The organism is Ruegeria sp. CF3, from assembly GCF_056537365.1.
Genome location: NZ_JBQFRK010000007.1, coordinates 151,823 through 176,698 on the forward strand (window position 1 = coordinate 151,823; position 24,876 = coordinate 176,698).

At 55.8% G+C, this 24,876-nt stretch carries 22 protein-coding genes and 1 tRNA gene; 7 read left to right on the forward strand and 16 right to left on the reverse strand.

The annotated features are described in order from the left end of the window. Positions 1 to 55: 55 nt before the first annotated feature. Both ACR0KC_RS19720 and ACR0KC_RS19725 read right to left on the reverse strand, forming a co-directional pair. On the reverse strand, positions 56 to 613 hold the full coding sequence (locus ACR0KC_RS19720; RefSeq protein WP_480772164.1) for a hypothetical protein: 558 nt from the start codon (positions 611 to 613) through the stop codon (positions 56 to 58). A gap of 302 nt (positions 614 to 915) precedes the next feature. Continuing rightward, positions 916 to 1,404 (reverse strand): hypothetical protein, encoded by a 489-nt coding sequence (locus tag ACR0KC_RS19725; protein ID WP_480772165.1) that lies wholly within the window; start codon positions 1,402 to 1,404, stop codon positions 916 to 918. Positions 1,405 to 1,999: 595 nt separating this feature from the next. On the opposite strand from ACR0KC_RS19725, the gene ACR0KC_RS19730 reads away from it, so the two are divergent. Together ACR0KC_RS19730 and ACR0KC_RS19735 are read left to right on the forward strand one after the other, a co-directional pair. Further along, the gene (locus ACR0KC_RS19730) at positions 2,000 to 2,773 is read left to right on the forward strand and encodes a heparin lyase I family protein (RefSeq protein WP_480772166.1); all 774 of its coding nucleotides are present in this window, start codon (positions 2,000 to 2,002) and stop codon (positions 2,771 to 2,773) included. A gap of 615 nt (positions 2,774 to 3,388) precedes the next feature. After that, positions 3,389 to 4,414, forward strand: a complete 1,026-nt coding sequence (locus ACR0KC_RS19735) for a Hint domain-containing protein (RefSeq protein WP_480772168.1) — start codon at positions 3,389 to 3,391, stop codon at positions 4,412 to 4,414. 502 nt (positions 4,415 to 4,916) lie between these two features. On the opposite strand, the gene ACR0KC_RS19740 is transcribed toward ACR0KC_RS19735, so the two are convergent. Continuing rightward, positions 4,917 to 4,992 (reverse strand) — tRNA-Thr (locus ACR0KC_RS19740). A gap of 160 nt (positions 4,993 to 5,152) precedes the next feature. Here ACR0KC_RS19740 and ACR0KC_RS19745 point away from each other — a divergent pair. The 4 genes from ACR0KC_RS19745 (at position 5,153) to ACR0KC_RS19760 (ending at position 10,061) form a co-directional block, all read left to right on the forward strand. Next, positions 5,153 to 6,346, forward strand: a complete 1,194-nt coding sequence (locus tag ACR0KC_RS19745; RefSeq protein WP_480772169.1) for a YcaO-like family protein — start codon at positions 5,153 to 5,155, stop codon at positions 6,344 to 6,346. After that, entirely contained in the window at positions 6,343 to 7,680 is a 1,338-nt protein-coding gene (locus tag ACR0KC_RS19750; RefSeq protein ID WP_480772170.1) for a TfuA-like protein, read from the forward strand. The genes ACR0KC_RS19745 and ACR0KC_RS19750 overlap by 4 nt, the downstream gene beginning before the upstream one ends. 12 nt (positions 7,681 to 7,692) lie before the next feature. After that, positions 7,693 to 9,003, forward strand: a complete 1,311-nt coding sequence (locus ACR0KC_RS19755; protein ID WP_480772171.1) for a gluzincin family metallopeptidase — start codon at positions 7,693 to 7,695, stop codon at positions 9,001 to 9,003. 137 nt (positions 9,004 to 9,140) lie between these two features. Then, complete coding sequence (locus ACR0KC_RS19760) at positions 9,141 to 10,061, forward strand: pentapeptide repeat-containing protein (RefSeq protein ID WP_170397991.1); 921 nt, start codon at positions 9,141 to 9,143, stop codon at positions 10,059 to 10,061. Between the two features lie 101 nt (positions 10,062 to 10,162). Here ACR0KC_RS19760 and ACR0KC_RS19765 read toward each other — a convergent pair whose 3' ends face one another. Continuing rightward, positions 10,163 to 10,927: a nuclear transport factor 2 family protein gene (locus ACR0KC_RS19765; RefSeq protein ID WP_170513538.1), complete on the reverse strand. Its 765-nt coding sequence runs from the start codon at positions 10,925 to 10,927 to the stop codon at positions 10,163 to 10,165. 181 nt (positions 10,928 to 11,108) lie between these two features. On the opposite strand from ACR0KC_RS19765, the gene ACR0KC_RS19770 reads away from it, so the two are divergent. Continuing rightward, positions 11,109 to 11,486: a winged helix-turn-helix transcriptional regulator gene (locus ACR0KC_RS19770; protein ID WP_170397987.1), complete on the forward strand. Its 378-nt coding sequence runs from the start codon at positions 11,109 to 11,111 to the stop codon at positions 11,484 to 11,486. A gap of 27 nt (positions 11,487 to 11,513) precedes the next feature. Here the strand turns inward: ACR0KC_RS19770 and ACR0KC_RS19775 are convergent, their stop codons facing one another. The 12 genes from ACR0KC_RS19775 to ACR0KC_RS19830 all read right to left on the reverse strand — a co-directional run bounded on the left by ACR0KC_RS19775 (position 11,514) and on the right by ACR0KC_RS19830 (position 24,862). Continuing rightward, a complete protein-coding gene (locus ACR0KC_RS19775) occupies positions 11,514 to 13,283 on the reverse strand; it encodes an adenylate/guanylate cyclase domain-containing protein (RefSeq protein WP_170407986.1) in 1,770 nt (589 codons plus the stop codon). Positions 13,284 to 13,361: 78 nt separating this feature from the next. Further along, positions 13,362 to 13,997 carry a GNAT family N-acetyltransferase gene (locus tag ACR0KC_RS19780; RefSeq protein ID WP_170425435.1) on the reverse strand — a complete coding sequence of 212 codons (636 nt, stop codon included), beginning with the start codon at positions 13,995 to 13,997 and terminating at the stop codon, positions 13,362 to 13,364. Positions 13,998 to 14,172: 175 nt separating this feature from the next. Continuing rightward, positions 14,173 to 14,472 (reverse strand): lipid-A-disaccharide synthase N-terminal domain-containing protein, encoded by a 300-nt coding sequence (locus ACR0KC_RS19785; protein WP_039542759.1) that lies wholly within the window; start codon positions 14,470 to 14,472, stop codon positions 14,173 to 14,175. Beyond that, a complete protein-coding gene (locus ACR0KC_RS19790; RefSeq protein WP_170514273.1) occupies positions 14,469 to 15,230 on the reverse strand; it encodes a glycosyltransferase family 2 protein in 762 nt (253 codons plus the stop codon). Before ACR0KC_RS19790 ends, ACR0KC_RS19785 begins: the two co-directional genes overlap by 4 nt. Positions 15,231 to 15,371: 141 nt before the next feature. Then, positions 15,372 to 16,856, reverse strand: coding sequence for an ArnT family glycosyltransferase (locus ACR0KC_RS19795; RefSeq protein ID WP_480707461.1), 1,485 nt, complete (start codon positions 16,854 to 16,856; stop codon positions 15,372 to 15,374). Positions 16,857 to 16,994: 138 nt separating this feature from the next. Next, a complete protein-coding gene (locus ACR0KC_RS19800; RefSeq protein ID WP_170425427.1) occupies positions 16,995 to 17,984 on the reverse strand; it encodes a C45 family autoproteolytic acyltransferase/hydrolase in 990 nt (329 codons plus the stop codon). A gap of 8 nt (positions 17,985 to 17,992) precedes the next feature. Next, entirely contained in the window at positions 17,993 to 19,441 is a 1,449-nt protein-coding gene (locus ACR0KC_RS19805; RefSeq protein WP_170407976.1) for a biotin carboxylase, read from the reverse strand. Positions 19,442 to 19,463: 22 nt separating this feature from the next. Beyond that, positions 19,464 to 22,196: an aminotransferase class I/II-fold pyridoxal phosphate-dependent enzyme gene (locus ACR0KC_RS19810; RefSeq protein WP_170636619.1), complete on the reverse strand. Its 2,733-nt coding sequence runs from the start codon at positions 22,194 to 22,196 to the stop codon at positions 19,464 to 19,466. Between the two features lie 42 nt (positions 22,197 to 22,238). Then, positions 22,239 to 23,207 carry a carbon-nitrogen hydrolase family protein gene (locus ACR0KC_RS19815; RefSeq protein ID WP_480772172.1) on the reverse strand — a complete coding sequence of 323 codons (969 nt, stop codon included), beginning with the start codon at positions 23,205 to 23,207 and terminating at the stop codon, positions 22,239 to 22,241. 130 nt (positions 23,208 to 23,337) lie between these two features. Then, positions 23,338 to 23,688 carry a hypothetical protein gene (locus tag ACR0KC_RS19820; protein WP_170397963.1) on the reverse strand — a complete coding sequence of 117 codons (351 nt, stop codon included), beginning with the start codon at positions 23,686 to 23,688 and terminating at the stop codon, positions 23,338 to 23,340. Next, entirely contained in the window at positions 23,685 to 24,158 is a 474-nt protein-coding gene (locus tag ACR0KC_RS19825; protein WP_480707463.1) for a VOC family protein, read from the reverse strand. Before ACR0KC_RS19825 ends, ACR0KC_RS19820 begins: the two co-directional genes overlap by 4 nt. Positions 24,159 to 24,295: 137 nt before the next feature. Then, positions 24,296 to 24,862, reverse strand: coding sequence for a cupin domain-containing protein (locus ACR0KC_RS19830; RefSeq protein ID WP_480707464.1), 567 nt, complete (start codon positions 24,860 to 24,862; stop codon positions 24,296 to 24,298). Positions 24,863 to 24,876: the final 14 nt, after the last annotated feature.

The window sequence follows — 24,876 nt, forward strand, 5'->3', positions numbered from 1 at the left end:
TATTAGGCAGTATTACAAGTTGGGAGTGCCAATGTCCAAAATCGAGCGAGCACTATCAAGATAGAGCTTTTCTCTTTCTCATGACAAACAGCCCACCAAGACCCGCCAACAACATGAGTATGGCCGGAGGCAGCGGAATTGGCGCGATACCAAATGCATCCACCCCGCTCAAACCTTTGCCCTTCCATGAGAAAGTGTTGTCTTGAGAATTGCTCCTAATAAGGATGTAACGTGGGTCACCACTGCTCCATGCAAGATAGTACTGAGCCGATCCAGTCCAACCGCCCATTTCACCAAGCGTATTGTCCAGAATGTCGACGCCAAAGTTGTCACTTGATGCCGTTTGAAGGGTAAACGATGTATCTAGCACATTATTAACAAATTTCAATCTGTTAGCATTGCTATTGGAGTTGCCAATCCCGCCATATGCCCTATACAACCAATCACCTGCGGAGGAATTGAAACCATCTTCTGGCAACAATCCGACATCCCAAAAGTCACACGACCCGGAACAAGTGATGTCGACACTCTTTGATGCTGCGGAGATAGTTACTGCCGAAACAGGAGAAGCGATTACTGCAGATGTTAAAGCCGCTACAATGAACTTCTTCACGGTACCCTCACTGGGCGAGATTTGCCTAAACTAGTCACATACAAGGAGTATTATTAATCGGATTGATCGATTCAGTCAAAATACCGGATAGACATTAGGATTGATCGGTATACGACGGATGGGGCACGCCTTGAGGGGCGTTGGTTGCTCGACTTTTATAGTCAAGCAAGCTTGTGTATCAGATTCCGCGTTTCGTTATAGACAATCGGTACTTGAATAAGGTTCACCTACAATACTTGACCCGTCTGAGCCGTGATTTAGCCGCTGGTGTCTCTAGGTGCCTATAACGGCCGTCAGGGGTATTAACAGGCTTCGGGCGCTCGCGCAGGCTGTGGTTTGTTCCGACGCATTGGGTGTTGCCGCCAGCCAAGGCCCGAAAGTATCGCAACCGCGCTTAACATCATCAGTAAGGGCATCGGAACAGGTATGGGTGCAGGCGGCGTAACAGCGTACGAACCCGATTTCGTCACTGTGCCCGCAGATCCCATGACAAACGGGAATACAGCAAACTGCGGTGGGATGACGCCAGGGTCCACCGAGTCCTCCAATGACAAGATGCACTCCATTGCCATGCATCCCGGAGCAGCGGCTGAGTTGAAGATGAAGCCTTCCGTGCCTGGGTTTCCGCGAATGTCATTGCTAGCGGCGTTATAGACAGGTGCGGCGTTTCCTACGCCTAATGTGTCGAAGGTGACACCATCCAGCGTGATTGCGAAACTGGTAAGCAGGCCCCCAGTATCAGGGGCATCGAAAGTGCCAATATTGCCGCTGATAGCAATCTCATAGGTCACAATTGCAGCGTTAGTTGAAGAAGTCGCGAAAATAGTAGTGGCAGTCGCTGCCAGGAGCGCATTTGCCATCCTTTTAATTGGGGCCGTAAACATTGGCTTTCCCCTACAATAATTAAATACAATACCAACAAAATACCAGAATTCCGCCTGCCTGTCGAATTCGAAGGGTGCTGTGGAGCGGCTAGGCAAGAAATTCGATGGGACGCATTCTCGCCAGCAAAACACCTCTCATGTGGATGCGACATTTACATTTTGAGACGTTAAGAGAGCGATTAGGGGCTTTGCGACAGTACTGTCTGACAGCCAAAGCAAAGAGGGCGCGCCTACCACAAACGCGCCCACCAACAGGGAGAAGAAATAAACTCGCGCTCTCAACACAACATGAGCGCCAACTCGTTAACTGCACTCAGATTGCATCATTCTAAGCAGGTGGTCAGTGAAGTGGGTTACACAGGTTGTGCAAAAAGAACCCAACCCAATGCGGGCCGGGCAAGTCTCCGAGGTAATTGGTCTAACTAGTCTGCTAATCTTTGAAATACAGTTTATCCATAGGCCGCGTATCCACAATGTTTGTAGTCAATTTGTTGGAGATCCAATGCTCAGATTTGCAGTAATTACGGCGTTCGCCGTCTTAGCCTTCATTATAACACCGCACGAACTAGAAGCGGAATCCATCACACGCGCAGTCAAGAGCGGACAGGCTCCAAAAGAAGTGGTTGGAAAAGGGTTCCGTAATTTGGTTCGCGAGAAGTGGACGCCAGCGAGGGCATACGGTGCTCAAATTGTTGCCAGTCCTCCGGGTAACTTCAATGGAAAAGCCGTCCGAATGGAACTTCGCTATGGGGACTGTGGACGTGAAAGAAAGTGGGACGATTGCTCTAAAAATAACGAAAGGGTCGAGTTTGCGAAGTACAGTGCATTCAAGAACGGGCAGCGAAAAAAATATGAGTGGTACGTTTATTTTGCTCCTGGATTTACCGACAGAGGTGCTCAGCAGATAATCGTAACCCAGTTTTCTATGATGGGCGCAAACTCACATCCGTTTCAGTTCGCCGTGCGTGGCAACAAACTCATTGCGCTAAAGCGTGTCGAAAGTACTGATTGGAACTACGAAAGCCTTGTTCGAACCATGATTCCAGCTGCGAGCCTAACAGGTCGCTGGCACAAGATAAACGTTGACGCAAAGTGGTCCACATCAGACGACGGGCACTTTATTGTATGGGTCAACGACGCTGTAGTTTACCAATGGAAAGGTCGCACACTCGGGACTGGCACCGTCGGTAAAATCAAGCTTGGTATGTACCGCCAGAAAGTAGGTCCAAGTGCACCACCCGCCATACTTTATCTCTCAGGCATCAAAGAGAAATAAGAGGTATCGGCGGTTGAGGGACGGAACTCTATAAAATCCATAGGGCAGTGACCACCCGCACCCGCAGCGGTTACTATTCAGAAGCCGCCCTCATGTCTTCTGAGGTGCCGAATTCATCTCTTTGTCGTAGAAAGAGGATCTCGTGTTTTGAGCTTCTCGGCCCAGATGTCAGCATGTTCCTGCAAAAGCTCTGAGCGCCTATCATAAAGCGCCGTGAGTAGACAGCCGGCCCACATTGCCATGCTCTTTTCCTGGTCATTGGCGGCCAGTTCGTACGCATGGACAACGACTGATTGGGCGGTTGCGGGGATAAACTTCATGTGGAGAACACCTTGTCACTCATTCACTGCACTCAAACACCATAGCTGTCCGCAGTAAGTGAAATTGGGCACTCAAGAGACGTTCTAGCGGCAAAATTATAAATTACGCCTGCGCCGGTTAGCAGGTTTAGCGGTTATAGTAGAAGTCAGGTCCAAATCTGAGTTTCTAGTTGTCCTTTCCCTACGGCACGTTCCAAAGCAACGTCGGTACCGTAACAGAGCTTTATCTTTTCTCCATAAGGTTGCATTCTTATATTTGAGCTATTGATTAGGTTGTATATCGAGGGATAGCGCTTTGGCTTTCATTACGATTCTTGAAATTGACAATGATCCGTTAAGCTTCACAGACGTCACCGTGCTAAACTCTTATCAGGTAGAGATTATTGATAATGATGATGCGCTTGAAGATCCTGATGCAGATGGAAGCCAGCAGCTCGACGTCTCGGGGGTACCTAGTTTCTTAGGTGACTCTACAAACTTTCAAACGTTTGAAACCTATAGCGGTGACATAGGTGGGCAACCTGTAACATTCACATTGGTTCAGTTTTCCAACCCCCAGTACATCATTGTTACATCTGGCGATGTGGATGTCGGTGACACGATAGAAAACACAAACAACAGCATCGTTACTGCACCTCCTTCAGATTACGACACTTTGCCATCCTTCGTATGCTTCACACTGGGGTCGATGGTTTTGACACCTCTGGGCTCACAACCAATTGAGACCTTGCAACCCGGCGACCTAGTGACAGTTTTCGATGGAACAGCAAAGCCTGTTCGCTGGATCGGAAAACGACGCCTCACCGTTGGCGACTTACAGCAAAGTCCGCAGCTCTGCCCGGTTCGTTTTCGTGCGGGTAGTTTCTCACGCAAATGCCCGACACGGGATCTGACGGTTTCGCCACAACATCGGATTGCTGTTACCTCGCCAGACATGCAGCTGTGTTTCGGCGAAAGCTTGATGCTAGCGCCTGCCAAGGGCTTACTGGATGGTGAAATGGTTTTCCAACTCCCACCCGACCAAGAAGTTCATTACATCCACGTTCTCTTTGACCAACATGAGCTAATTTGTGTTGAAGGCGTGTGGTCCGAGTCCTTTTTCCCCGGCGATACTTCTCTAGACGCGATGGACCGCGCAACTCTGCGCGAGGTTTTCGAATTATTTCCCGAGCTGCGTCAGAGAAGAGGACGATTTGCCGAAACCATCCTGCCCACACTGAAACCATTTGAGGCAATTTTACTGCGCGAAGGTCTCTATTCGCCCAATGAGATGCCATGCACTGTCAGACCTGAGAACAGGGGTCACCAGTTTAATCTATGAATACCAGGAAAAAAATGTTTCTGAACAGCGTGTGCTACTTAGAATTCTGGTTGTTTAGTACTTCCTTTGAAATTGGTTTATCCAACCAAGCCGGGACGTCGTCAATGAACTCCAGGTGTTCTTTTCATCAGTCACATTTATTGACCAAAACCACTCCAACCCCATTGGCCGTATCACCTGCACCCAGGAATTGGATGCCTTGGGCTTCGTACCATGCTTTAAGCGCAGCAATTGTCGCGGCATTTGGTCCACGCGCGCTTTGAGGCGTCTGTGCTTCGGTTCGTGAACGCCGTGTGATGTGGGCCTTAGACTTGCCACAGGATTCAGCGCTAGGTAGCGCTCAACGTTTCGGCATATTTCTTGTAAGTGATGCTATCGAACTATGAGATTTGTCCCCCAGCAACATTGACCGTTACAAGGTGAACAAGGTGGATGAAAGGGTGGATCAAAGAGCTACATGAACATGCAACTAATTGATAATATTAATTTTTCATACATTATATGGTGCCTCAAGAGGGACTCGAACCCCCGACCTTGTCCTTACGAAGGACCTGCTCTACCAGCTGAGCTATTGAGGCGATGCGGAAGCTCGTTTAACGGCAGCGCGCGGGTCATGCAAGCGTGGATTGCCGGGCCGTTGCGCGGTTGACCACTACGCATTCATCCCGCATCCTGACGCCAACATGATCCGCCCGGCGGGTTACGGTGGTTTATCAGATATTTGGCAAGGTCATTTGGATGTCCGGGAATTCGCAGAAGTCTTATGTTCTAGACACCCACCGGCTGCGCGACCCGGAAGAGACCCTGGCCATCGTCAAACCATTCCTCAAGCAGATGGGCATAACCCGGATCGCCAACCTGACGGGACTGGACCGGGTTGGATTGCCGACAGTGATGGTGACGCGGCCAAACTCGCGCTCGGTCGCGGTGTCGCTGGGCAAGGGGCTGTCGCTGAGCGCAGCCCGGGCTTCGGGCGTGATGGAAGCGATTGAATCCTGGCACGCAGAGCGGATCGAACTGCCGCTACGGCTGTCCAGCTTTGCTGATCTGGCGGTGGAGTATGTGGTAGATGCCGACCGTCTGCCCAGCGTCACCGGCGGGCAGTTCGACCCTCATCAGGCGATACTGTGGGTGCTGGGGCGCGATCTGCCCTCGGGCCAGCCCTGCTGGGTGCCGTATGAGATGGTGGACACCGATTATACCATCTCGCCCGTGGCTGGGCAGCGGGCGTTTCCGCGAACGACAAACGGGCTGGCGTCCGGCAACAACCTGACCGAAGCCAGTTGCCACGCGATCTGCGAGTTGATCGAGCGTGACGCCACAACGCTGTGGCACCATCAGGGCGCAACCCCGCGTGTTGATCCCCTTACAGTGGACGACCCGCGTTGCCTTCAGGCGATGGAACAGATTTCTGCGGCGGGGCTTGATTTGGGAATCTGGGACACGACCTCGGACATCGGCATCGCCAGCTTTCGCTGCGCGATATGTGAGGGCGGAGGCACGACGGGCCATATCGGCATCGGCGACGGCTGCCACCCGGATCGCGCCATTGCCCTGCTGCGGGCGCTGACCGAGGCGGCGCAAACACGGTTGACCTATATCTCGGGCGCGCGGGATGATCTGGACCCGGAAGAGTTCTCGGACACTGCCCGGAACTGGCGCAGCGGATACATCCGCGAACTGATCGATGGCTCGGCGCCCATCGGTGATTTCACCGAATGCCCAACCTACGTGACCGGATCGTTCACGGATGACCTGTCTTTGTTGCTGGCGCGCCTGTCCGAGGCAGGCATTGATCAGGTGGTCACTGTTGATCTGTCGCGACCCGAAATTGACATCGCAGTGGTGCGCGCGGTGATACCGGGCTTGGAAGCGCCCCATGACGATCCCGACTTTGTCGCAGGCCCCCGTGCGCGAGCGGTGATGTCATGAGTGTGTTTGTTTTTGTCGGGCCGACGCTACGGGCCGAAGCCGTACGCGAACATCTGAACGCCACTATTCTACCCCCGGTTCAGCAGGGCGATGTGTATCGGGCAGTGCGGGAAAAGCCGCGTGCGATCGGGATTATAGACGGGTATTTCGACGGGGTGCCCTCGGTCTGGCACAAGGAAATCCTGTGGGCCTTGGAGCAAGGTATACCGGTCTTTGGCAGTGCCAGCATGGGTGCGCTGCGCGCGGCAGAGCTGGCGGATTTCGGGATGATCGGGATCGGCCAGATTTTTGAGGGTTACCTGAATGGTGCCATCGAAGATGATGACGAGGTGGCGGTGCTGCACGGCCCTGCCGAGCTTGGCTTTCCACCGCTGAGCGAGCCTATGGTCTCGATCCGCGCCACCATTGCGCAAGCCAAGACAGCGGGTGTGTTGTCGTCAGAGACGGGCGACGCGTTGCAGCAAAAGGCGAAAGACCTGCACTACCGTGACCGGGTTTGGGATCGCATCCTTGAGGGCGCTTCGGACCCGCAACCCTTTCAACGATGGTTGCCCGAGGGGCAGGTGGATGCGAAAGGGGATGACGCCCGCACGATGCTGGCTGAGATGGCCCGCTTTCTGAATGCTGGAACGAATGTGTCAGACGCACATCGCACCGAACGGACGCTGGTCTGGCGTGACCTCTGCGCCCGTGTGGATGGGGAAGCCGCACAACAGGATAGCGAGGCGCGGGCGCTAGTGGATGAGCTGCGGCTTGATCCGGTTCTCTACGCGCATCTACGTGATCGCGCAGCGTTAGGCTTGCTGTCCAAGGACGAGACCCGCCGACAGGGTTTGGAGCCGGATAAAAACGCCGTGGTCAAGCAAATGACCGAACATCGGCTGGAGGCCAGACTGCCCCGCCACGCGGATTTGCTTGAATGGCTGGAAGAAAATGACCTGACCCTTGTGCAGTACGAGGCGATGCTGGCCGACAAATCCCGTGTCGATATCGCAATCCAAACGCTGGCCGAGACAATGGATGCCGCTTTGCTAGCCGAGCTTCGACGCTCGGGCGACTACAGCGCGTTGCGCGACCGGGCGCAGCGCAAAGCGGCGTTGCCGCCGGACCAAAGCAACGCTGCAACCCGGACGCGCGCCTTGATCTGGTATTTTGAAACACGTCTTGACCAGAGGGTGCCGGATGATCTTGACTCCTACGCGATCGGGCTTGGCCTTGAGGGGCGCGATGCCTTGGTTGATTTGGTTGCCGCCGAGTTCATGTTTTGCCAAGCTGGTGGCGATCTGGTTGACCAAGAGCCCGGATTGGCAGCCGGTCTGCACGCCGGCGGATAACGGGAGGGAAAATTGGCAATCTGGCCCGACTATTCAGAGAATGACCCCCCCGGCACGCGGTTCTTACTATATCCGCAATCGCCCTTTTTAGAGCCGAATTCCAAGCCCGAACTGGTCGAAATATCGGCCCCGCAAGGGACCATAGGCCCAGGCCCATCGGGCCCCCGCATGTATGCGATGTACCCGGTCGACAAAACGACCCCCTATGGCGCGATGATCGAGGGTGAAGACGGCCCCGAGATGTATCTGCCCGCATGGGACGGCTATATCCTGCCGCCGCCCGAGCCCGATGAGTTTGGCAATTTCATCCATATCGATCCCGAGGACCCGGCCTTTGAAGCCGCCCATCTGTTCGGAGCGGCCCATTTCACCATGGATGTGTGGGAGGGCTATTTTAATCGCCCGATCCCCTGGCATTTCTCGCGTGATTTCGAGCGGCTTGAGCTATCGTTGCTGCCAAGTCTAGATAACGCGCATATCGGTTGGGGATTTCTGGAAACCGGTGGCACTCGCGATATCGGTGACGAATACCGCCCCTACAGCCTGAACTTCGATGTGGTCGCGCATGAGATCGGCCATGCCATCATCTACAGCGTGGTCGGCATGCCATCCGAAGAGGATGCGACCGGCGAGTATTATGGGTTCCATGAATCGGCGGCCGATATGGTGGCGCTGTTGGCGTCGCTGCATTTCGGCTCGGTCGTGGATGAATTGCTGAAAAACACGCGCGGCAACCTTTATACCTATAACCGGCTGAGCCGCTTTGCCGAGCTGTCGCAGAACTCGCAAATTCGGATCGCCGCCAATGACCGGACGCTTTCTGAATTCTCGCATGGATGGTCCAGCGAACACGCCCTGTCGGAACCACTGACCGGGGCGATGTTCGATATTCTGGTCGATATCTACCACGAACGACTGGTAGCACATGACGTGATCGACCCGGAGATGGAGGAGCTCTCGGACGAGTTGGAAGGGACCGACGAATACAATGCGATCATGCAGGACCTGTTCGACGAACATTACGCAGCCGACCCCGAAGGCTTTCGGGTTGCCCTGATCGAAGCGCGCGATTTGCTGGGGTCCTATCTTGCAGATGCGTGGGAGAAATTGGACCCCGATATGCTGAGCTACTTCGGCGTTGAACGCGCCTTGGTCATGGTCGATCACGAGGTCACCGGCGGCGCATTCCGGCAGATTATCGAAGGCAATTTCCGCATGCGCCACATCGGATTGACAGCGCCCGGCCCCCGTTTGACCAAGCCCGACGGAACGAGCCATGCCGCGTCGGTTCGTACGCTGTCACCCGAGGTGAATGAACCTTAAAGTCTTTGTTTTTCCCCCGCTATTGTGGCAGGTTACGCGCACGGGGTGATAATAGTGACATTCAACGCGCACTGAATGCGCAAACCGGGACAGGCGAGGCAATCGGCAGCGTCGACCCCCGATAGGGAGAAAGTGATATGTCTGAGTCCTTACTCAGTTTTTCCGAGGTATTACTGTTTGGGCGAGAGTTAAGTGATTTAAAACTGAAACAACGCTCGGTCCGGTTGGCCGAAGAGGTTGAGGAAGACTACGACTTCAGTAAGAAATTCACCAAAATCGACGGCGTACATGTCCGGGAAGACGATCGCGTTCTGGTCCAGGTCGGGGATGCGGCAAACGAAAAGTCCGGCATCTACAAGGTCATCAAGGACGGCGACAAGTTCAAGTTCGACAAGCGGAAGAAGGTTCCGCACGACTCGTTTGTCTATATACGCCGCGGACGTCAGTTCAAGCATACCCACTGGCAGCAGATCGCGAACCGGCACTCGGAACAGCTGTTCATCGAACAGGATGGCCGCCGGAGGGGTCGTGGCGTCAATAATTTCATCGGGGACCAGTTCGGAGGCGATGCACGACTGGCCCGGATTTACGGCTTCGCCTATGACGGCACCTATTACGAGATGCCGGAACCCACGATCTTTCTGGTGCATGGCGAAGGCGAGAGCGCGACGGGTGGCAACCTGCCCCATGGCTTCAAGCTGCAGACCAGCAATGACGCTAACGCGCCGGACACCACACAACAGGCCGCACGCGCGCCGATGAACCCCTCGGTTTCGGGCGTCGCGGCAGCGGATTACCAGATGGCCAATGATATTCGCGTCTGGAACTACGATCAGGCCGATTACACCATCCGCATGGATATCGCAGCCGGTCAGATCGAAGACGTGCTGCTGGACGTCTATTTTGAGTATGACGCACCGATGATGTCCGGAGCCAAGGTCTCGGGCGCCAAGGTGAGCGGGGCCAAGGTCTCGGGCGCGAAGGTCAGCGGGGCCAAGGTGTCCGGTGCTAAGGTGTCAGGTGCCAAAGTCAGCGGCGCAAAGGCACGTGGTGAATAGGAAGGCTGAAATCATCCTGACCGATTGACGTTTGGTTTTATTCCAACGTCTGCTTTGGGTTGGCGGGCCATTTATGCCTGACCCGCCATCCCTTTCGAAGATCAGAACTTGCCGTTTTCGTGCGCCATTTCGGCTGGCGTAGGCGAAACGACGTCCCAATGTTCAACGATCTTTCCATCTTCGACTCGCCATAGGTCGAAGAAGGCCCAAGGGTTCCCGCTGACGGTGGCATCTGAGGCGACAAAGACAAAGTTGCCTTCGGCCACCACAATCTGCGGCTCGAATTTGGTGATCACATTCCCCTGCTCTGCCCAGGCTTTGGTGCCCTCGATCAGGCCATCGATCCCATCGGCAAGCATTGGATTGTGCTGCATATAGACCTCGGAATACATCGGAGCTTTCTCGGGCGCGGCACCGCCCAGAACGTCACGCACAAACCCCAGAACCAGCGCCTTGTTTTCTTCTGTTTTCTCAAGATCGGTGATCTCGGTCGGCCCATCTGTCATGCCACGGCCCGACACTGTTGTTTCGGGAACGGGCTGCAAATTGTCCCAATGTTCAGCAACTTTGCCATTCTCGACGCGGAATATGTCAAAGGCGGCGAGGGTCGGTGCACCAAAAGCGTCCGCGTTGTCGAACGTGCTGTGCAATACAACCATATCGCCCTCGGTGATGACCCGGTGGGTAGTTGCAGTCATCCCGGATTGTTCGACCAAAGGGATCAGGCCGGCCAGGCCTTCGGCTCCGGTCGGGACTTGCGGGTTGTGCTGAATATAGTCCGGGGTAACGAGCTGTAGCGCTGCCTCCGGATCTTGTTCAGCAAAGGCAGCCGTAAAAAGTGCGATTACAAGTTCTTTGGGGGACATGTTGATTTCCTGTGATTCGTATCTACTGGATATGTGGTAGCAAATCCATACTACATTTCAATTACGTACTTTAAAATGACCTGGTATGCTTGAGGCTACTGCCTGAATTTTCAGGGAGTTGTACCGAAGCTAAGGTGACGCTATTGTGCGATTAAGTTTCGAAACAATACCAGAGACTGAGATGCTACCAATTGGTGTTGCCAACAAGGCAGAAGCTTCCAACTGCTCAATCCGTTCCGTACTGTCCAATGTGACGGGCAAATGGCGGATGATCATCATCCTTGCGCTGGAGGATGAGCCGAAACGCTTTGGCGATCTCAAGCGCTGTATCGGAGACATCACACAAAGTGTGTTGACCGAAAACCTGCGCGGGTTGCAACGCGATGGTTATTTGACCCGCACCGTCGATCCCGGACCGCCAGTGGCAGTGTCTTATGAATTGACACCTTTGGGCAGAAGCTTGCTTGAAATGCTGAAACCGCTTGTCTTCTGGTCGCATGAGCAGATGGATGAAGTCAGGCGACTACGCATGCAGTTCGACCGCGAACAGGCGAGTTGATTTTTATAGGCAAGATCGGGCAGCAGCTCAGAACCCGGCCTTTTTGAGCCCCTCGACAAAATGCTGCGTGTCGTCGGACAGGCGGTCTGGCTGAACCTTGGCCCAGCGCGACAATGAGAAATTGGGATGCGCTGCGCGGTGTTTGTCTGCGATTTGGCGGGCCATTTCCAGCTCGCCCTTATGGGCATAGCTGGCAGCCAGCACGCGCTGCCCCTCGGTCGGGTTGTTCATCTTGTTCACGCATGAGATCACGTCGTCATAGCGTTTGAGATTGTAATAGGCCCCGCCCAGATGCCACAGGTACTGATCGGGGAAATAGGGGTTCAGGCGCATCGCCTGCTGCAGATGTTTGATGGCGGTTTCGTTGTCGCCCCAATGGGCCAGCGCATCGGCGTAGTCCGAATGCATGTCCGCATCGTTGGGGTTAAGCTGCAGGGCGCGTTTGTAGGATTCGATCGCCGAGTCATGCTCTTTACGATAAAGCTGCACATAGCCCAGCTCTCCAAACCCGCGCGCGTCTGTGGGGTCAAGCTCCACCGCGCGCTGAGCCAGCGACAGGGCCTTGTCCAGCGCGCTGTTTGGGTCTTCGGTCCATGAATAGCGCCAATCGATGTTGAGCGTGCGTGACAGCGCCGCCGCGGCCCGTGCATACCCGCCGTCGCGCTCAAGCGCGGATTCGTAGCAATGCTGCGCCTTGCGGTTGTCGTTGCGGGTGTATTTGAAAATATGGTGCTGCCCCTGCAGAACCGAACCATAAGCCCGCAGGTCTGACGGGATTGCCTGCACCATGCGCAGCTTTTCATGCGACTCGATCATGACTGCAGTGGCGGCAACGATGCACTCGGTCACCTCATCCAGGATGTCGAAGATATCATCGAGCTTACGGTCGAACCGTTCACCCCAGATGGTGCGTTCGGTGTTGGCGTCGATTAGCTCGGCCGTGATCCGGATACGACTGGACGAGCGGCGCACACTGCCGCGCGCGATATAGCGCACGTTCAGACGCCGAGCGGCCTCCTGCGGCGACATCGACTGGGTCTTGAAGAAGAACGAGGAATTCCGGGCAATGATGAACAGGTTCCGGAACTTGGACAGGTTCATGATGATGTCGTCGGTCAGCCCTTCGGCGACCCAGCTGTCATCTTCATCCCCGCCTTGGCTAGTAAAGGGCAGCACCGCAACCGACGGGTTATCGGGCCTTTCAAGCACTTCCAGCTGCATCTCAGGACGTAGGGTTGCGGCCATTGTTGCACCCTCGACCTCGGTTCGGACACAGTAGGTCGCGACCGGAGACATAATGTTCTTGAGCTGCTTGGGACCGAGGAATTCATAGCCATAGCGCAGGCGGTTACGGATCTGTTCATAGACGGCTGCGCTGACATAAACCCGTTCTGGCTCGGCAATCTCCTGCAGGCGGGCAGCGATATTGACGTTGTCACCGTGGATGCCGCGTTCGTCCATCAGAACTTCGCCCATGTGAACGCCAGCGCGAAATTTGATGTTGTGCTCGTCATCCCGCGCCTGATTATGTTCCGCAGCGATCCGATGCAGTTCGATGCTGAACTCTACCGCACTGGTCGCCGTGTCGAATAAGGCAAGAATGCCGTCACCGCGCACTTCGATGATTTTGCCCTGATACTTTGAGCAAGCCGATTCAAGCTGCGAAAGCAAAGACTTCAACGCGTTATACGTATCCATCTCGTTCTCGCTCATCAGGCGGGAATAGCCGACAACGTCGGCAAAAAGCACCGCGCCTAGTTTCTGTTTTATTGATGCGTCCGAACCGGTCGTGTTCACTGGCAATACTCAATTGTGTTGTCATGTCGAATCCGACAGGACTGTTTTAGCAAAAAATGACTCAGAATACGTAACATTTTAGGTATCTGCACCGGAATCGGGGGGCCAAGACCACCCAGAGGCATCAAAACTGACCACTGTTTGGGTGCCTAACTCCTGCGCGAGCACCTCTCGACGCGCGATCCAGTCCTGCTTCAACATGCCGACGACAACCATGTCATGGAACTGCCCATCCGCGAACCAGGCCTGACGCATCGTGCCCTCGATCTCACAGCCGATTCGCTGGATCAGATCACGGCTGCTGTGATTGTCGGCCCGGTAATACGAGGTGATACGGTTCAGCCCCAATTGCCGGAATGCGAAATCCAGCATCAGCGCAACCGAACGCACCGCCACGCCATGTCGACGGATGGATTTGTCGACAAAAACCGGAACCACCGCATCCCTGTTGACGCTGGAAATTGCTTCAAGCCCGGTCATCCCCACCAGATCACCACTGTCAGATTCGATTGCGAACCAGCATTTGCAGCAGTCCTTTGAGGTGTTTATCGCGTCTTCCCAATATTGTTCGGTCTGTACCAGGTTCTGAGGAATGCGCGACGTTCGGTCGAACAGTGCCAGGTCATGGATATCCTGAAACCAGCGCGCAACTGTTCCCAGATCCGCCTTTTCCAGAGGGCGCAATCTGAACAACCGGGGTGAGCTATCGGGCAAGAGAAAATATCCTCCGAGTACAATTCTGAAAATCTATTCGCGGGATACTAGCACGAAAATTTCAGAAACAATAAGAGGTTGTTCACACAACGCAGCCGTAGGCCGCTACCCGCTGAACGGGTGCAGCCGACAAACTTGTAATGGGTGGCAGGTCGTAAAGAAGCGTTACGATCAATCAGCGGTTTTCAGCGCGAATAAGGAAGATGTTGCGCAGGTAGATGGACAGGCCCATCGACTGACCCAGAATAAAGACCGGGTCACGGCGATAGATCGCATAGCTCAGCAGGATAAGCCCGCCGCCGATCGAAAGGTACCAGAACGCCATCGGGATGACGGATTTCTTGGCGCGCTCGGACGTGATCCATTGCACGATAAACCGGGCGCTGAACATCAGCTGACCGGCCAGACCGATAAAGACCCAGAGCGCCTCGGTCGGGCTGTCGACGTGCAGGATTTCCAGAATGGTTTCTTTCATGACCGGGACGCCTCGGTTGCGGAAACGGATTTGGCGCGGCGGGTCAGCCAGACGACGCCGAACAGATCCCAGATGCCGACCATGGCCCGCCCGAAATTGGTGTATTTGGATTCGCCCGACAAACGCTGCTGATGCGCCACATCCACCAGCGCGATATTCCAGCCATAGGCCTTAAACAGGGCGGGCAGATAACGGTGCATATGATTGAAAAAGGGCAGATCAAGGAAAGCCTGCCGTCGGAACGCTTTGAAACCGCAGCCGGTGTCACGTGTGCCGTCTTTCAGCATCCAGCCCCGCAGTGCATTGGCAAAGCGCGAGGCAAGCTTCTTTGACGCAGTGTCTTGCCGGCCAACCCGTTGCCCCGCTACCAGGCCAATCGAGGCATCACCACCCGACACCAGCGGCGCCCAAATCTTTGGCAGTTCTTCCGGCGGGTTCTGTCCGTCGCCATCCAGCGTGCAGCAGATATCCGCGCGTGCTTCCTTGACGCCGGAATGCACGGCAGCACTTTGGCCACCGGCCGTTTTGTGCTGCAGGATGCGCAGTTGCGGACAGTCTTTCTGCATCTGTTGCAGCGCCGCAAAAGTGCCATCGGTCGATCCATCATCAACCGCGACAATCTCGAACGCGGGCAATTCGGCCGCAGCAGCGCAGATGCCCTGGATAAGACCAGGAACAGCCCCCTGTTCGTTATGCATGGGAATCACGATCGACACAGTGGGTCGATTGTCAGCGTTGGCATCATGATCAGCATGCATAGTGGATAGCTTTACTTGTTTCAGTCTCAGGGCTTTTGCGGGATCAACGGCGAAAATTCAAGTGGCCACCGCATCGCAGGCCAACATCTGCGCAACTTGTTGGGGCATTGTTCAGCGATGGGGCGGATTGCACCGTGTCTCCTATTCAGGGGCGGGCGTGACACCGGTTGCTGACCAATAGACCAAACCGTCAACCGCAGTTGGCTGCGTCTCGAGCCCGATCAGGTCAGGTGCCAGCTCAGACAACTCACCCTCCGAACAGAGCCCTCGCAGCGGGCCGGTGGTATAGCCGAACCTGTCGAGGTATTTGTGCAGCTCCAGCCGTCTGAGATAGACAAAGCGCCTACCGTTGGAAGCAAAGACCGATGCGGCCCCGGGCGGTACGCGCAACTTGCGGTCATAGGCGCAGAGCAGCAGGGTTTCATCCGGTTGCAGCATTGCACCCAAAGGGGTCAGAATCTCGGCCTCGGGCACGCCCAAACGCACGCGACCCTTGCCCAGATCGGTGGCATCGCGGTCATAGAACAGGCCGCCTGCAACAAAGACCAGACCCAGCGCGGCCACCATCCCGGCCCAGCGCAGGCGCTCGACCGAAAACAACAAACCGGTTGCCGCGACCATCAGCATCGGCAGGATCAGCAGGGTGTAGCGTGCATAAACCTTGCCGGCTGCGGCCCACATCATGATGACGAAGAACGCGGCTATCCCTGTTGCAGCAAGAAGTCTGGGCCGCTTTTGCAGAAATGGCAGAGCGCAGATGCCGACAAAACCCAGCAGCCGCAACCACGGCTCGCCCGAGATGATCAGATCATAGAGCTTCCCGAAGCCGCGATCGCTGAGCGATGGGCGAAAACGATCCAGCATCTCGCCTTTGATGTTGCCATCAAGCGAGTCGCCAAAGAGGAACCGAAGCTCTTGCAGGATCGGCCAGGCGAAGGCCAGCGGGATCGCAATCTTGAGTGTCCGGCGAAACGTTCTGTTCTGCCAGATCTCGCTGAACGGTTCCGTCTGCCATCTGTTGGTCAACTTCAGCGTCAGTAGTGCCAGCGCTAGAAAGGCCAGCGGAGTTGGGCTTTTCTGCAAGGCGGCCAACACCAGAGTTGCGCCGAAATAAGGCCAGTATTTCGGCTTTTCCAACGCTGCCAACAGGGCTGCAATTCCAAGGGTCGAAAAGAAAACCGCACCGGTATCAAGCATCGCGGATGTGGCGTGTTGCCAGAACTGAAGCGACGTGGCCACCAGCAGGACCGAAGGCAGCATGGCCCAGGGGCTGTCCGGGATCATCACCCGCGCCAGTACGGCCGTTGCCATCAGCGCGCCCAGCGCAAAGATCATCGACGGCAGGCGCAAGGCCAGAATATCAGATACGCCAAACTCCATCAGCAGCGCAGACATCCAATACTGCATGGGCGGTTTTTTCAGGCTGGGTTCGTTGTTGGAATAAACCGCCAGCCAGTCCCCATTGCGCGCAAAGCCTGTACTACGGTCATAAGTGTAGAATTCATCGTAGTGATAGATGTTCCCAACACCCAGATCAGTCAGATACCAGGACCAGACCAGGACCATCACCAATGCGGTGACGAAGTAAGGAAGCAGTCTTAGCCAATTTGGGGAGGTACCGGTCATGCTTTCCGTGGTCCTATCGCGTCATAGAAATATGTGGTGTTGATCCCGCCGGGCCTTGTTTGAAACTGCCGCGCGTCGCGCTCCCATTATTGCGTCGCCCGTCCAAGAGCAAGAAGTTTAGAAGGGCGACCGCGCTTGTCAGACTGCAGGCTCGGCCTCGTCGGGCAACATCAGACTCAGCTCACCCTCTTTGAAGCCATCGAAGGACAAGTCCCAGCTGGCACCGGGCCAAAGCAGTTGCAACTGCTTCTTCGCAGGCCGATAGACCGCAGTATAGAGCGTGCCGAAACCTGATCTGAAAGCCGTTGAATAAAGCGGCGGACGCAGGAACGCATCGATAAACCGCTTCTCGCTTTCCGGGTGCTGGTTGAGACGGTTGAGCAAGAACCTTTCGCGTTCCACGGTGGCCGTAAAGCGCGCATGGGTGGACCATTCGACATGGCCCTGATGGTTTGTCGCGACCGGCTGGTCCGAGATTTGCGGGTGCCGGTCCGGGGCAAGGTACACCGTGCTGTGATTGTGTTTCGCATCCAGAACGGTGACGTTATAGCTCATATGACAAGGGATGCGGCACAGGCAGTCAACCGCTTGCGCAGTGGTCTCGCAGGTTTGAAGGACATAGCGCAGGATCAGCGGCACGCCAAAGCCGTCGCCGACCTCGCGCCGCCCGCCAAAGGTGAGCGAGACCGTCAGACCGGCATCGTTGATGCCATCAAGCAGACCCAGAACGCCGTCGCTCATCCCGATGATCCCGCGCCCGTCCCAGCGGGTTTTCAGCAGAGCGGCGTCAAAGGTTTTTGGATGGTAGTCGTAATTGCGCACCAGAAACGGTGTCTTGCCACGCCAAATCGCCTGGCTGCAGCCCGAAAGATATTTCGGCGGGCAGTAAAAGCTGAGAAACCGCGCCTGGCTGTCGCTGCCGCCGACCAATTCGACGATCTCTTCATAAAGCGGCAGAATCTCGGGCATGTGCTTTTGCAAGGCGCGGAGGCATTCGCGATAGGTGGGGCGGGCCGAATATCCCTCTTGCGCCCACCATTTGCGGTAGGCGGGCCAGTATTCGGCAAACAGCCCGGCCAGCTTGGGACCGGGCTGTTCCTCGTCGATTGAGCGAAAAACAAGCGCCATGGGGCTTTCTACATAATTTTGAACGCGGGGTCTTCCATCGGCTGTGCCGCGGGCAGCGGTTCAGCCGTATAAGCCGAAGTGATCCCATGAATCCACTTCTTCGATTTGTCCGTCAGTTTGAAGCCCTTGGTCATCGACCGCCCGCGAGTCACGAGGATACCCAAATCAGCGCCCTCATAGCGGTAATCACCGACATTCGAGATACGCAGGAAGAACGCTTCGTTCTCGCCCACCGCGCGGCGGTGATAGTCGAACCGGTCGAACACGACGCGGCCATCTTCCAGCATCTTGTAGATGCCCGACTGTGGGGCCTGCGTGATCCGGTCGACACTGTCATCGGTGTGTTTGATTACCATTTGCGACCAGCTGTCGATCATGTCCGGATCCGCCCAGCGGGCATTCAGTTCCTCGACATCCAGCTCGAAGGGCTTCTTTGAAAACTCAAGTAGATGGAACAGAAACAGTGGCGCATCAGCGTGCGCAAAGGCCGCGTGGTTGGTCATCGAGCTGGCGCCAGTGATACGGGGGTTCAATTCGCCCAACCACAGTTCGTCGGTTTTCTTATCGATCAGGAAGTCGAGTTCGAAATAGCCGCGATAGCCTGATTTGCGCAGCTCTTCCCCGAATTGGAAGGTCAATTGCCGCGCCTGTTCACGTGCTTTCGGTGGAAAGGCGGTTGAGAAAATCTCATTCCCGCACCAGCCGCCGCGATAGGGGGTAAGTTCCTTGAAGCCCACAAGCTCAGTCATCAGCGGGCCAACGATGGTACCCTCCGAGGTCGCACAGGCCTCGATCGCCGCCCCGCGACAGTCGATCCGCTTCATGATCTTGATCTCGCCTTCGCCGATGATCTCGTCTTTGTGCTTGTTGAAATCGGCCTCGGACTTGATGAAAAACGTCGTATGGCCACTGTCGCCGAAGGCGGATTGTAGCACCAGATCATTCCCCAATCCGGCCTTTTCGCAGATCTTTTTCAGGTGATCATAGCTTTTGACAACGCTCAGCGTGTTGGGCACCGAAGGCACACCCGCCTTATTGCCGATACGGACAGTTTCGATCTTGTTGTCACATTTGGTGCGCAGCTTGGCTTTGGGGAACCACAGCTGACCGCCCAGCTCCTTGACCAGCTTCTCAGTCGTCTCGTCGAACATCAGGAAGACAAACTTGGGCTTGCCACCGCGCCGCTTGACCAGGTCGATGACCTCTTTGTGCTGCAGCAGATAATTGTTGATGTCTTCGATGGACTGAAACTCATCATGCGGCATTTCCGAAGGCACAAACACGTTCGGATGTCGCCCGTCAAAGCAATCCATGTAGCAGATATAGGTGAAGTTCATCACCCATTCATCCAGCCCCAACAGGTTGAAATTGGTTGCCGATACGAAATAGATCGGGTCCTTGTTGGTATGGAAATACCGGCGGATTTCCGAGATGTTTTTCAGCACCTTCTTTGGCATGATTGTTGTCCTCCCTGACCCCTTAGGGGTTCTTTACTGATTTCAAAGCGTCTTCGGTAAAAATGCGCAGGCCCAGATCGGCACGGAATCCGTGGATCTCTGACACGTCCAGTTCCTGCATGAATTTGAGAATTTCAGGGCTGATCACCTGCCCCGGTACCAAAATGGGAAAACCCGGCGGATAGGGAATCACGAAGGTGGCCGAGACCATCTCTTCCCCGGCTTCGAGCCGTTCCAACATCTCCTTGTCGGGCTCGACGTAGTCGCAATTGTCTTCGTCATAGGACAGAAAAAACGCCGTACGGATGTCACCGGCTTCGGTACCTGCTTCACAGCGGAACGCATCGTGGAACCGACTAAAATCAGGCAGAGGTGGGACGTGTTCGCTCAGGTTGCTGACGCGCTTTTCAAAGGCCCGTTTTTCCATCTTCGAGGCATCGTCCATCAGATCGTCTAACTCCTTGGCGATCTCGACCAGAACCTCGATCAGATAAGCGACCGAGCTGCGTGTGGTGCCGATATTGGTCATGAACAACACGGTATTGCGTGAGGTCTTGTTGATCTGGATGCCGTATTTATCCATCAGGATCTTGGTCTTGAACGTATCGCCGTCCCAGCCCGTGGCGCCCACATGCAGCGTGATGCGGGTGGCATCCAGAACAAACTCGTCCTTGGCCCAGCAATCCCAAACATCGGCCCAGCCCTGATCGGGATCGAAATAGCTGGTCATCCCGCTTTCGCGGTATTGTTCGGGGATCATGTCGCCCGCCGTGACCAGCTTGAAATACTTCCTGAGCAGCGGATGCGTTGTCACCGCCCGGCGGATTGCCATCGCGCTTTCGACCTGCCGCTGGACGAACTCGTACCCTTCGATCTCGACCTGTCTGCGGCCTACATCCAATGAGGCGATGATCTGGTAATTGGGAGAGGTCGAGGTGTGGGTCATATAGGCCTCGTGAAACGCCTCTTCGACCGCACCTTTGAACTGCTGGTCATTGACGTGGATCATCGAACCCTGCCGCAGCGCAGTCAGCGTTTTATGCGTTGATTGTGTGGCATAGACCCTAACGCGTGCATCGGGCGGAGCGATTAGGCGGGTGTTCAGAAGGGTTTCATCATCCGCGCCCTTCAGTTCCTCCTGCTGGTTGGCATAGGCCTCGGCATGTTCTGGGGTGCGGAATTGTTCGCGCAGGATATTGGCCGATCGCATCGCGGTACGTACGCGCGAATTCGGGGCAAAGCGCGCGTAACCGAACCACGCCTCATCCCACAGGAATACAAGGTCCTTTTTGATCGCCAGACATTCCTGCATCACCCGCTGCACGTTGTAGACGATGCCGTCGAATGTGCAGTTGGTCAGCAGCACCATACGAACCTGATCCAGCTTGCCTTCGGCCTTCAGGGTCAAAAGCTTGTGCTTGATCTCTCGGATCGGCACCGCGCCATACATCGAGTAATCGTGCAGCGGATAGCTGTCCATATAGACCACGCTCGCTCCCGCCAGCACCATGCCGTAGTGGTGCGATTTGTGGCAGTCGCGGTCGATCAGCACGATGTCTCCGGGCCGGACCAGAGCTTGCACCACGATCTTGTTGCAGGTCGAGGTGCCATTCGTGGCAAAAAACGTCTGTTTAGAGCCGAATGCGCGTGCGGCAGCTTCCTGCGCCTCTTTGATCGGGCCCTTCGGCTCCAGCAGCGAATCCAGCCCGCCAGACGTGGCCGAAGTTTCCGCCATGAAGATATTTGATCCGTAGAACGCCCCCATGTCCTGAATCCAGTGGCTGCGACTAATCGATTTACCCCGGCTGATCGGCATCGCGTGGAACACGCCCGTGGGCTGTTTTGAGTATTCCTTGAGCGCCGTGAAGAACGGTGTCTTATAGCGCCGCTGCACCCCGCGCAGGATGTTCAGGTGTAATTCCAGAAAGTCTTCCTGATTGTAGAAGACCCGCCGGCACAGGCCCAGATCGAGACCGGCAATATCTTCCGCCGAACGGTCGGTGATTAGATAAGCGTCCAGCTCGGGGCGCAGCATGCCGATCCTGCGGCAGGTTTCAGGGCCGTATTCCGAAGGGGACAGCGCATCAAGATCGGCGCCCTCGCCATAGAGGCTGATATAGCGGCCCAAAACATTGGTTTCGTTCTTGGACTTCAGGCTAAGGCCCGGGCGAACAATGACCGCCTGTACATTCTGGTTGAACAGAACCCCGATCAGCGCATCCTCGACACTGGGAACGACAACGGTTTCATAAATAAACGGATCTTCGCTGCGGCGCATCCGTTGCAGGCTGGTTTGCAGGAACCGTTCCTGATGTTCGTTGACCTTGTCAACGATCATCACCTCGAAATATGGGCGGCCCAGCGCGCGGGCTTCATGGCTTTGGGTGGACTCGTCCTCAAACTCATCAACCTCGGTCTCATCCGCGATCAACGGGATCGAGCGGCGACGATAGGCCCCTGAGGTCAGCGCCCGCGACACCCGGCGCACGGCGGTAGAGAAATCGCCAAAGTTACCATGGTCCAGCAAACGACGCAGATAGTCGAACGCCGATCCGCCCGGAAAAGCGAAATACATCTCGATCGGGGCCAGCGCCTGCAGCAACTGCCGTGCCCGGTCCCGATCTTTTTCGTTACCGCCCTGATCCAGGGACTCGGCCGTTTCCCGCAGCGCGCTCCATCGGTCTGCCCTCAGTTGCGAGGCGCTGTAGTAGTCCGAGATGGTGTGGAGCTTTTCGCTATCGGAAATGCCGTGCATGAAATTTTTCCTTTCTGCCGATACCGAAAAGCTGGGCCGGTATCAGTCTGTGCCAGAGCGTCCTTTGTAGAGATACAGATTGTCGGGCTTGGTCGCGGCGTCTTCAGTATATCCCAGCGCCGTTCTGGGGTCGGATGCAGCGACGCCCGCAACGTCGCCTTTCTGCGGAATGCGCAGCGGGCCGAGCGTGTGCAGATAGGCATCCGCCCCGCTGGAACGGTCATAGACCGGGAACTCCGCCTCGCGGTCGCGGAAGCTTTTGAGAACCTGCCCCAGACCTTTCAGTCCGACCTCGCGTTGGCGGCGGATCTGATCAAGATCGATCTCGATAGGGAAGATATCCTCCTGTCCCGCAGACTGGTGCAGCACGGTGGCCGAGGGATCAACGACCAGTGAGCGGCCCACGCCCCCGGCGGCCAGCCCGTTCACGTCGAACACGTAGCATTGGAACTGCGCGGCGGTCGCCTTGGCGATCGACAGCTCGGCCTCGCGGTCGGTTGTGCCGGTCAGAACCGGGTGCAGCAGAACCTCGACCCCTTGGCTGGTCAGGTGGCGGGTGGTTTCGGGGAACCAGATGTCGTAGCAGATCGACAGGCCAAACCGGCCCACATCCGGCACATCAAAGATGCAGAATTCGGTACCCGAGGCGATGTTCTCTTCATAAGGTTTGAACGGGAACATCTTGGAGTATTTTGAGACGATCTCACCTTCGGGGTTGATCACCACCGAGGTGTTGAAAATCCGTCCATCTTCGTGTTTTTCGAACATCGAACCGGGGATCAGCCAAATCCCATAACGCCGAGCGGCATCCTGAAAGCGCGACAGGTCGTCATTGGGAAAGGGCTGGGCAAACCGGTCGAGCGGACCATGAGGCGCCAGTTCGCTGAACAGGGCCATCTGGGTCCAGGGGAACCGTGCCATCATAATGTCGATCCGGTGCAGCATCGCGTCGACATTCGACTGCAACGCACCGACATGCATCTGGATTCCGGTTATCGCAAAAGGGGTCATTTTTCGTTTCTTCTCATTTTCTTGCCGATTGCGACCGCCGATTTGATCCGGCGTTCTTCATCGGAACATAAAACCGTGTGGTCACGCAAGCCTGCTGTCCTCAGGCTATGGTTTTCCGAGGCGACTGCCCTCATACTGCGGCTTCCTCGGCGGTATCTTCTGCCTGCGGTTCCACAAAATCGATGTCGTTGCGAACCCAGAAGAACCGGAATCCGCAACTGCGCAGCCATTTCTCGAGCCGATCAAGGCTGGACCACTCCCGCCGCAGCCCGCGCGTGGATTCGACCAGCGCCCATTGGCCATCGACCAGAAAGTATACAGTCCAGGTATTGGGATGCGCCGAGTGGTTGGCAAAGCCGCCGCTGATCACCTCACGCGCCGTGCGAACGGCGACCGGATAGTCGCCGATGCGACCCTCAGCCGCGAGAATGGCCAGATCGTTTTGACGGATCGTGAATGTGGGAAGGGGGGCGTCGTTCATGCAGCCTCGATCTGCGCCGCGTCCAGCAGCGCTTTGCGCCGTTCACTGATATCCGCTGGCTTCAGGTTTTCGACGCGGGTCGCCAACGTCCAGACATGACCGAACGGATCGGCAATCGTGGCGCAGCGTTCACCCCAATAGGTGTCCGCCGCCTCAGCGATCAGGCTGGCACCGCTTTCCAACGCGGCTGCAAGGGCAGTGTCCACATCTTCGACATACATATGATGCCCAATCGGAGTGACTGTGCCCGGAATGGCGGGGCCGTGCGCACCCCATCCGGCGGTGACAAACAGCATCGAGTTGCCGATCTTGATGGAGGCAAAGCCGGGGGCCTCATCCGCATCATAGGCCTGTATCTTCGCATCAAAGGCGCTTTCGTAGAAAGTTAGCGCGGCATCGACGTCGACGACGGCAAGCGATGCGGTGCAGGTGCGATAGCCACGTGGCAGAGTGGCAGGTTTCTTTTTCATTCCGGTACTCTCTGAATTGGGCGGCGGACACCCTGGATTATCTGCAGGAATTTCCCGCACTATGCATCATACTGTGGATCAAACCAGGAGATACTGCAACACTATGATGCATAGTGCTGAAATTTCTGCCGTGATGCTTAGAATGTAGGCGGAGTACAGGCGCTGATGACCCGGCAAACTTCGGGGCCGACCTGCCTGAACCGGTGCGGGGTGCGACTGTCGAAATAATAAGCATCGCCTGGTCCCAGTACCTTGCGCTTATCGCCCACGGTCACCTCCACCCGACCCGAGATGACAATACCGCCCTCTTCCGCCTCATGCCCGTACATCACGCGACCGGTGTCAGCCCCTAACTCGTAAGTTTCCTGCAAGATCATCATCGCGCGACCACGCAGGTTTGATCCTACCTGCCGCAGAGACAGCCCACCCTTTCCGATCTCAGTAAGTTCTTCTGAGGCGTAAAACACGGTCTGCTCAGGTTCGATTTCGAAGGAAAAGAAATCGGACATGCCAATCGGTATGCCTTGCAGAATACGCCGTAACGCACCAACCGATGGATTCATCTTGCCCGACTCGATCAGTGAGATGGTTGAGTTCGGCACATCCGACTTCTTGGCCAGCGCCCGCTGAGATAAACCTGCACGCTCTCGCAAGGTTCGCAGGCGCAATCCGAGGGTCAAATCCTCTTGGCTGGTGTTCTTCATGTTCAGTATCCGCA